The following is an 8,161-nucleotide window of genomic DNA, read 5'->3' as shown; positions in this document are numbered from 1 at the left end:
TGATTTTAAGAGGTGCTATAAAAAAAGCGTTGGTACATCAGTGACAATAACATCAACTTGCCACTCAACGAGCTGCTGCACACTATCAGCGTCATTGACCGTCCAAGCTGTCACAGGCAAGCTATGACGGTGACTGTGCTCAATGATGGCAGGCGTGATTAGCGGATGGTGAATACCCAATTGTGTACAGCCTAGCTGCATAGCAGTCGTTGGCGCAAGAGGCAAAAAGCTTGGCGTACGCGTGAGCAATCCTCGCGGTATTTGTGATAATGAGTTGTGCCGCTGCAAGTGGGCTAAAAGCTGGCGATCAAAACTGGTCAGTACAATCGGCAAGCTAGCAAGCGCCGTACCTACCAAGTCACGCGCTAATGCGGCAACAAGCTTGCTATAGTTGGTGCGGTCATGGGTCTTTATCTCAAGCTCAATATGGCTAAATTGAGTAAGAATAGGAGAAACAGTATTCAAGGTGCTAGCTTGAGTACTTGCAAATACTCCTATTGGCTTAGTTGATGGCTTTGAGAGTGAGCCATGTATAGATGCTAATTTAGATACAGGCTTAGACGGCAGAGGCAAAGCTTGCGAGAGCATAGCCAGTGTTAAGATTTGATGCCCCGATTGCAACTGGCGGGCAATCTCATTTAAGCTGAGCTGATCAATACGAGATTGCACGCCGCAAAGACGCTCAAGTGTATCATCATGAAAGACCACCAGATGACCGTCGCCACTAAGCTGTACATCAAATTCAACACCAGCTAGCCCGCGCGCTTGCAAACTGCGCGCGCGCTGGAAACCTGACAAGGTGTTTTCTAGTATCTCGCTACCTGCGCCGCGATGACCAACGAGGCGAGTACGGTTGAGCTTTGGTATCTGTATCATAAGCCTCAAGCCCTTTATTATCGATTATATGACGATATATTTTGCCCATACTATCTTCATCTATCTTATATAAGTCGATTTTAAAACGTTCAAAATATTCCTAAGGGTTTGTTATGTTTTTGCAACCAAAACCGACTTTCGCGCTGATATGGATGTTTTAGGTGCGTATTGATGATGTACAGTAATGACCATCTTAGGTAAACACCGTATAATGACGTATTTTTTACGGCTATTTATTTTAGTATCAATAGAGCAATGTCGATCGACAATCAACAAAGCAGGAGCAATGCAAATATGAGCGTAGCAAACAGCATAGAGTTTAAGTGGCAGCATGTGGCAGGTATTAGTCTAGTATGCGGACTTGCGCTCGCAGGTTGTAGCCGCTCAGATGAGGAGACAGTAGAGGTAGCCGAAGAACCTGTCGTTGTCGAAGAGACGACGCCTGTGATCAGTTGCGACAACCCTATGGTACAAGATCGCCTAAAATCTGCGCTTAGAAACACGTTGAATCAGCAAGCTCAAACGCTCGCTGCAAGCTATGCTAACGAGGCTCAAATTAGTTTAAGTAGTGCAACTATTACCAGTAAAGTGAGCGGTATTTTGATCGATGTGCAAAATACAGCTGTGCTACAAGAGACTAATGACAATGGCATGACGACTTGTCAAGCGAGCGTCAGTATGACTCTGCCAAGCGAAGATCTGTATCTTGCCAGTCAGTTGCAGGCTGCTAATAACCAGCCAAGCTTGCAGACGCGCCTTGCGCAAAATGATATCCGTATCAACAATAACATGCTCGTTGATAATGCCTTTACTTATGTCGTTGGTACTCAAGGCGGACAAGTACAGACACGTATCGCAGGGCAGCCTGCTATGGTGGGCATAGTCGCTGATGTCATCGCTGGGTCTACTTTGACCACAGCTATGAGCGAGCTTCAAGCCCAGCGCGCCGCCCAAGAAGAAGCACGCCGTCGCCGCGCGCAAGCACAAGCAGCCGAAGAGGAGCGTGCCCGCCAAGCGGCTCGCCAAGCAAGACAACCAGCGATAGCAACGCCGCCTGCGCCTGCTGTAAAGCCAGCAACTGCGCCAACTATTAATACAGACAATAACCAAGTTGCGGTTGAACCAGGTACTAGTGCTACGTTACCCGCCACCCCTACTGCACCAAAAGCAGTTCCTAAAGATGAAACTATTGATATGATAATCGTAGAAGACGAGAGCGCTACTTACTAACCTAACTTGCTCGTCTTAATAGACTTAATAAAAAGCGCCTACGACATCGTAATGTTATAGGCGCTTTTTGATATGATCCAGTTCTATTTTTGCAGGTCATCAAACACTTGTAGTACCTGCGGATTCCATAGCACTTCTGAGACTTGGCTTGAGTCAGTACAAAAGCGGGCGGCGACAAACAGCCAGTCAGATAATCGATTGACCAGACTGACCGCACTATGACTCATTGCTTGGGGACGCAGCTCCCTTAGCATGACCGCTTGACGTTCCGCACGGCGGCAAACAGTGCGAGCGACATGCAATTGACTCACCAGCACTGAACCTGTCGGTAAAATAAAGTCTTTAAGCGGCGGCAACGTGCTATTCATCGTATCTATTTGCTGCTCTAACCATTCTACATGAGCGCCGCTAATACCTTGGTACTCAGGCATCGCAAGCTCGCCGCCGATATTGAACAGTAAGTGCTGCACGATGACGAGTGCCTGCGCAAAATCCATGTCTTTTTGCTCATTTAGGCGCTCAGGCAGTTTGTCTTGCATTTGTGCCAATTGTGCACGTGCCAGTCCGATGTGAGAGTTGAGCTCATCTATATCGCCCATGACACCAAACAGAGCATCTGCCTTACTCATTCGGCTGCCATCAGCCATGCCCGTACTGCCATTGTCACCAGTACGGGTATAAATCTTGGTTAAGCGATTACTCATTGATACTTCCTTAAATGCGTTAATGCGTTGGGTAAATAGTCTTAGATTTGCCGCTATTGTAGTATTTTAGCGTCTTTTTAGCTAAGATAGAGTGTTATGTATTCACAAATAAAAAACGCTAAAATTTTATACTTTTGATCCATTATTAAATTTAAAAGGGCTCTTGTATTATGACCACACCACTCAGTGATGTTAAGTCCACTCTTGTTATTTATGATTCACTTAGCGCATCCAAACAAGTCTTTACCCCTTTAGTTGAAGGACAGATCAGTCTATATGTGTGCGGCATGACAGTTTATGACTATTGTCACATTGGGCATGCACGAGTGATGGTAGCGTTTGATATGGCAGTGCGCTGGATGACGCAATTGGGCTACAAGGTCAACTACGTGCGTAATATCACTGATATCGATGACAAGATCATTACCCGCGCGCGCGAAAACGATGAAGATATAAGTGCCTTAACGCAGCGTTTCATAGAGGCTATGCATAAGGATGCGGCGTCACTTGGCTGCAAGATGCCTGATAGCGAGCCGCGTGCGACCGATCATATTGATGAGATGCAGCAGATGATTGAGACGCTAATCACTAAGGATTATGCGTACGCGGTAGACCAAGGTGACGTGTACTATGCGGTAGATAACTTTGCAGGCTATGGCAAATTGTCCAAACGTCATTTGGAGGATATGCAAGCAGGCCTGCGAGTACAGGTTGATACTGACAAGCGCAATCCTTTTGACTTTGTACTGTGGAAGGCGGCAAAACCTGATGAGCCGCAATGGGCGTCTGCCTGGGGACAAGGGCGTCCTGGTTGGCATATTGAATGCTCAGCGATGTCGACCAAATGCCTAGGCAATACTTTTGATATTCATGGCGGTGGACATGATTTGCAATTCCCGCATCACGAAAACGAGATTGCTCAGTCAGAGGCGGCGACAGGCTGCGAGTACGCGCGCAACTGGATGCACGTTGGCTTTATCAATGTCGATGGCGAAAAGATGTCAAAGTCGCTCGGTAACTTTTTTACTATTCGAGAAGTCACTGCAAAATATCATCCTGAAACCGTACGCTTTTTCTTGTTATCAAGTCACTACCGCAGCCAAGTGAATTTCTCAGACGTTGCTTTAGATGAAGCACATAATAGCCTAAGCAGACTCTATCACACCCTCAAAATTACCGAGCAAAAGCGAGGAGCTGATTTAGTCGTCAAGGATCAAGACATTGACAGGGCTTATGCTAGTGACAGTGGTCACCGTTTTACCACTGCCATGAATGATGACTTCAATAGCTCAGCGGCTATCAGTGAGCTATTCGTGCTAGCACGTAGTATTAATAAGCTGATAAAAGCAGAGGATATCACAGGCGCATGGCAACAAGCACTTGAGCTTAAAGCACTCGCGCAAGTTTTAGGGTTATTGCAGCAGCCTGTTACTCAGTTTTTGCAAGCGGCTATCGGTGAGCAGACCGATGACGCGCTTAGCGATGCTGTGATTGAGGATCTAATAGATCAGCGCAATACTGCAAAAGCAGACAAACAATATGCTCGAGCAGATGAGATACGCGATCAATTAAAAGAGGCGGGTATAGAGCTTGAGGATGCGCGCTCTGGTACGACTTGGCGCCGCGCCTAAAAGTATCGGCAATCGCTTTAATACTGATCTGTCTATAAAGACGGTATTTATTTCAAGTACGTAAACTAACAAATAAAGTCGGCACTATGCTGGCTTTTTTTTGTGTACTGCTTTAGCGTATCTACATACTAAATGGTTAGATAATCACTATGCATAATCACAAAAACGTATTAAAAAACAAAGCAAATGTAAGTTGCCAATCCTCTGTAAGTACTCGATCTATTACCACACTAATAAGTAGCGATCAGCACACAGCTAAGGGATATTCGTTTGCTTTAAAACAACTGCTAGTCATTTTTGTGATTATGCTACTTGCGCCCTTATCTTATGCTGCTAGTACAGACAAAGCCGCTGCGCCAAACGCTTCAACCTCGCAAGCTGAGGACACGCCAGATGGCTTTGTAGAGTATGCCGCTCAGCAAATTGATACGCTACAAGAAGACGGTATCGATTTTCCTGATTCAGTCAATGAACTGGTTGAATCATCGGATCAAAAAGCCCTGCAGCAAGTCGGTCAGATGCAAGGTGATGTGGCACTTAGTGGCGAGTATAACGCCAATTACTACGTTTTAGATGAGCTCAATTCTGGACTACCTGCGCTATCGACGCCTGCAAATCTGGCGACCCCTTTATCCACCTTGGAGTTTTTTCAATCTGCGATAATGAAGCAGCAGTACGATCTAGCTGCGCAAGCGCTTAATCTAAATCTGTTTGATGAAAACACGCAAGCGAGCAGGGGTGTTGAGTTATCAAGGCAACTGGACTTTTTGCTGAGCAAAAAACAGCTCTATGTCTTTGATGATCTACCAGATCGTCCAGATGGTTTGGTAGAGCCGCCACTGGGTAATAGCAGTAGTATCAACGGTATCCCGCGCCGCTCTATTTTGCTAGGTTACATGGATTATCGTGAGCGCCAAGTACCTATCTTTATTCAGCGCGTACGCGTTAAGGATAACGCTCCTGTCTGGGTATTTTCAGCGCAAACGGTTGATAATATTACTAACCTGTATGATCAATACCAGCCAGCGGAGTTTGAGCGCTACCTGCCGCCTGTGATGACTCTTAGGATGCTGGGTATTGCCATATGGGAGTTTTTAGCTTTAGCGTTTTTCTTTATTTTGACTTTGAGCCTTGGTTGGTTGCTAAGTAAAATTACAGGAAAGCTCATTAACTGGTACGTTGATGATGACCAAGAAACCCCGCAGACAGGTGGCGAGAAAAGCCTAACTGATATGATTAGTAAGCTTACCGTACCGCTCACCTTTACGATCAGCTTCTCTTTAGTCTTTACCTTAGTATCAGGCGGCTTTCCTTACGTCGAGGCGATTGCTACTGCAACCAGACCTTTGGTGTGGGTGGGACTGGTGCTCAGCGCAGTATGGCTTGGTATTCGAGTTATTCATTTTTTTGCCAATCGATATAGAGACTTACAAATCGATGGTCTCGCTGACGATGAGTACAATACTTATCGCGTGCGCATGACCTATTTGTCTATCTTTCGACGGGTCTTTATCTTTGTTATGATTTTGGGTAGTTTTTGGATTGGGCTAAGCGAGTTTACCAATATCGAAGGCTTAGGTAAGACGCTGCTGACCTCAGCTGGCATTGCAGGTGTGGTACTTGGCGTTGCTGCGCAGCCAACTTTGGGTAATATTATAGCGGGCATGCAGGTCGCTATCACTCAGCCTGTCCGTATCGGTGATACAGTTATGATGGAGGGTGATTGGACAAATATTGAAGATTTGCGTTATACCTACGCGGTGCTAAAGACATGGGATGAGCGCCGCTTGATCGTACCGATGCGCCACTTTGTCACCCAAATCGTAGAGAATTGGTCGCACACTGAGTTCCATCAAACTTGTGTGGTTTACTTATACGTGGATTATGGCGTGGACGTTGAGGCTATACGCCAAAAATTTATCGAATTGGTCAAAGACCATGACCTTTGGGATCAAGAGACAGAGCCTGCCATGCTCGTAGTCTCTGTTGACGAAGACACCATTAAGCTGCGTGGAGCGCTGGCCTCTGATAGTCCGCTAAATGCATGGACGCTGGAATGCGACGTTCGTGAGCAAATGCTTACTTATCTAAATGAAGAGCAAAAAGAGTATCTACCTGCTGAGCGTATTACTTTTAAATAGTATTACCGCAAGTTGAATAAGTGATAAGAAATTTATCATGTGGAACTAGGTATTATTTGCTATAATGTGGCGTTATTTTTAAGGGACAGCTGAGAGCGCAGTACCTGAATATGATGCCGCATTGGCGTGATTGACAGATTATCTCAAGCGCCCACTCATCAAGATAACCACCACTAGGGGTATGTATGTTACGTATTGTCGATGAAGCTTTGACCTTTGATGACGTTTTATTGTTACCAGCCTATTCTGAGATCCTACCAAAAGACGCCAGTCTATCCACTCGCTTGACCCAAAACATCACTCTAAATCTGCCACTGATATCCGCAGCAATGGATACGGTTACTGAGTCTGAGATGGCGATTACCATGGCGCAGCTTGGCGGCATTGGCATCTTGCACAAGAGCATGGATATCGATAAGCAAGCGACTCAAGTGCGACGCGTTAAAAAGTTTGAAGCAGGTACGGTCGTCGATCCGATTACCGTTCATCCAGAGATGACCATTGGTGATTTGCTGCGTCTAACCGAAGACAATAATATCTCAGGTGTCCCTGTAGTCGAAAAAGGCACGGATAAAGTGGTCGGTATTGTGACTCACCGTGATTGGCGTTTTGAGACCAACCTGTCTCAGCCAGTTAGCCAAATTATGACGCAAAAAGATCAGCTCGTTACTGTACAAGAAGGCGAGAGCAACGAGAATATTAAAAAGCTATTACATGAGCATCGTATCGAAAAAGTCATCGTTATCGATGATGACTTTCGTTTGCGCGGTCTTATCACCGTCAATGACTTCGCCAAAGCTGAAAACAATCCTAATGCCTGTAAAGATGAAAAAGGACGTCTGCGTGTAGGCGCGGCAGTTGGTACGGGCGCAGATACTGAGGCACGAGTTGAAGCTCTAATCGCCTCCGACGTTGATGTCTTAGTCGTAGATACCGCGCACGGTCACTCAAAAGGCGTCATCGATAAAGTCTCGTGGATCAAAAAAACATTTCCTCATATTCAAGTTATTGGCGGTAATATCGCAACAGGTGATGCAGCAAAAGCCCTACGTGATGCAGGTGCTGATGCGGTCAAAGTCGGTATTGGCCCAGGCTCTATCTGTACCACTCGCATTATCGCGGGTATCGGTGTCCCGCAGATCTCTGCTATCGATAACGTCGCAAGCGCTCTACAAAACAGCATTCCACTTATTGCTGATGGTGGTATTCGCTATTCAGGCGATATGGCAAAAGCTATTGCAGCGGGTGCATCATGCATCATGGTTGGCTCATTAATGGCAGGAACTGAAGAGGCGCCAGGTGAGGTTGAGCTATTTCAGGGCCGTTATTACAAAGCTTACCGCGGTATGGGGAGCCTGGGCGCAATGTCAGGTCAAAACGGCTCCTCTGATCGCTACTTCCAAGATGCCAAAGACGGTGTTGAAAAACTAGTACCAGAGGGGATTGAAGGCCGCGTCCCTTACAAAGGCCCTGTCGCTGGTATCGTCAATCAGTTGGTTGGCGGTTTGCGCTCTTCAATGGGTTATACAGGCTGCGCAAGTATCGAAGATATGCGCACTAAACCGCAGTTCATCAAAGT

At 46.2% G+C, this 8,161-nt stretch carries 6 protein-coding genes; 4 read left to right on the top strand and 2 right to left on the bottom strand.

The window, feature by feature from the left end; genetic code table 11:
- Positions 1-15 precede the first annotated feature (15 nt).
- On the bottom strand, positions 16-876 hold the full coding sequence (locus ACTXGO_RS07230; protein WP_443573864.1) for a glycerophosphodiester phosphodiesterase: 861 nt from the start codon (positions 874-876) through the stop codon (positions 16-18).
- Positions 877-1,170: 294 nt separating this feature from the next.
- On the opposite strand from ACTXGO_RS07230, the gene ACTXGO_RS07225 reads away from it, so the two are divergent.
- Positions 1,171-2,106, top strand: a complete 936-nt coding sequence (locus ACTXGO_RS07225) for a hypothetical protein (RefSeq protein ID WP_435950848.1) — start codon at positions 1,171-1,173, stop codon at positions 2,104-2,106.
- An 83-nt stretch (positions 2,107-2,189) separates the two neighbouring features.
- On the opposite strand, the gene ACTXGO_RS07220 is transcribed toward ACTXGO_RS07225, so the two are convergent.
- Positions 2,190-2,810, bottom strand: a complete 621-nt coding sequence (locus ACTXGO_RS07220; protein ID WP_435950849.1) for a cob(I)yrinic acid a,c-diamide adenosyltransferase — start codon at positions 2,808-2,810, stop codon at positions 2,190-2,192.
- A 170-nt stretch (positions 2,811-2,980) separates the two neighbouring features.
- Here ACTXGO_RS07220 and cysS point away from each other — a divergent pair, with 170 nt between their 5' ends.
- The 3 genes from cysS to guaB form a co-directional block, all read left to right on the top strand.
- Complete coding sequence (gene cysS, locus ACTXGO_RS07215; RefSeq protein WP_443541571.1) at positions 2,981-4,441, top strand: cysteine--tRNA ligase; 1,461 nt, start codon at positions 2,981-2,983, stop codon at positions 4,439-4,441.
- Between the two features lie 305 nt (positions 4,442-4,746).
- The gene (locus tag ACTXGO_RS07210) at positions 4,747-6,582 is read left to right on the top strand and encodes a mechanosensitive ion channel family protein (protein ID WP_443541569.1); all 1,836 of its coding nucleotides are present in this window, start codon (positions 4,747-4,749) and stop codon (positions 6,580-6,582) included.
- A 185-nt stretch (positions 6,583-6,767) separates the two neighbouring features.
- A partial coding sequence (guaB, locus tag ACTXGO_RS07205; protein WP_443573862.1) for an IMP dehydrogenase occupies positions 6,768-8,161 on the top strand: 1,394 nt, incomplete at its 3' end.

The organism is Psychrobacter sp. T6-1 (genome assembly GCF_052258445.1).
Note: the sequence above shows the minus strand (reverse complement) of the source record. Positions and strands in the feature narration are given on the sequence as shown.

What these genes read in the sequence shown, in the direction of transcription:
- cysS (WP_443541571.1), top strand. Translation starts at nt 2,981, where the DNA reads ATGACCACACCACTCAGTGATGTTAAGTCCACTCTTGTTATTTATGAT.
- ACTXGO_RS07220 (WP_435950849.1), bottom strand. Translation starts at nt 2,810, where the DNA reads ATGAGTAATCGCTTAACCAAGATTTATACCCGTACTGGTGACAATGGC.
- ACTXGO_RS07230 (WP_443573864.1), bottom strand. Translation starts at nt 876, where the DNA reads ATGATACAGATACCAAAGCTCAACCGTACTCGCCTCGTTGGTCATCGC.
- ACTXGO_RS07225 (WP_435950848.1), top strand. Translation starts at nt 1,171, where the DNA reads ATGAGCGTAGCAAACAGCATAGAGTTTAAGTGGCAGCATGTGGCAGGT.
- ACTXGO_RS07210 (WP_443541569.1), top strand. Translation starts at nt 4,747, where the DNA reads ATGCTACTTGCGCCCTTATCTTATGCTGCTAGTACAGACAAAGCCGCT.